Annotated in this window: 2 protein-coding genes and 1 pseudogene; all 3 read right to left on the bottom strand. The window is 23.2% G+C overall.

What is annotated here, in order from left to right:
* A pseudogene (locus tag C6B38_RS05650) lies at positions 1–84 on the bottom strand (hypothetical protein); the annotation flags it as partial.
* Between the two features lie 173 nt (positions 85–257).
* Complete coding sequence (locus C6B38_RS05645; protein WP_162475898.1) at positions 258–647, bottom strand: recombinase RecT; 390 nt, start codon at positions 645–647, stop codon at positions 258–260.
* Complete coding sequence (locus C6B38_RS10135) at positions 626–787, bottom strand: hypothetical protein (RefSeq protein WP_162475897.1); 162 nt, start codon at positions 785–787, stop codon at positions 626–628. Before C6B38_RS10135 ends, C6B38_RS05645 begins: the two co-directional genes overlap by 22 nt.
* Positions 788–863: the final 76 nt, after the last annotated feature.

Here is an 863-nt window from a genome sequence, read left to right as displayed (position 1 = left end):
TTTTTGATAAATTAATAAACCAAAATAAAGAAAAATTGCTAATACAATAACAACACTAAATATTGTCGTTAATCAAGTTGGCATATTACATCTCCTCTCTAAAAATATTGCGACACGCTTCGCGTGTTCGCTACGCTCAAAATAAACTATATTGAATAAATTACCGCTAATAAATTACGCGGATAATTTATTCATTTTCTTTTACATTATTAATTACTATCTTATTTACAGTATTAATAACAATATCTTTTCCATATTTAGTTACTAAGGACCGCAAAATAAAATAATGTTTTTTTTCAATAAAAAATCAACTCCTTTCTGAGTTGATTTGTTGCACTTCGATTACACGATGCCTCTTGTTTTATTTCGTCCAAATTTAATAATTCACCTTGTTTTACTTCTATTGCGTTTATTGTTAAATATTTTCCTATTCGGATTGCTAACTGAATATAACTCTTATAACCAATTTGCAACTGTCCTTTTCCATTATATGGAACAATATAGGCATATCCTAAGTTAGGATCTAACGGTAAATCTAATAATATTGCTTTTACACAAGCAGATAACACACTCATTAAATTTATTTTTTCTTTATCAAATAAATTGGGATTATTATTATAAATTGTTAAGATATTTTTACGAAACAATCAAATAAATTGGGATTATTATTATAAATTGTTAAGATATTTTTACGAAACAAATTAATTTCTTTCTGATTTGTTAATTTTTCATTAATTCAATTATTAACTTTTGAATTATTTAATATTAATTCAATTTTATTATTCATTTTATTTTTTCTCCTTTTTTATTTTTCACAAATAACACAAATAGCAATTATATTTATGTAATTTTGTAAAAAATCA

The organism is Spiroplasma sp. ChiS, assembly GCF_002968355.1.
Lineage (GTDB): Bacteria > Bacillota_I > Bacilli_A > Mycoplasmatales > Mycoplasmataceae > Spiroplasma > Spiroplasma citri.
This window is presented reverse-complemented; position numbering and strand designations above follow the sequence as displayed.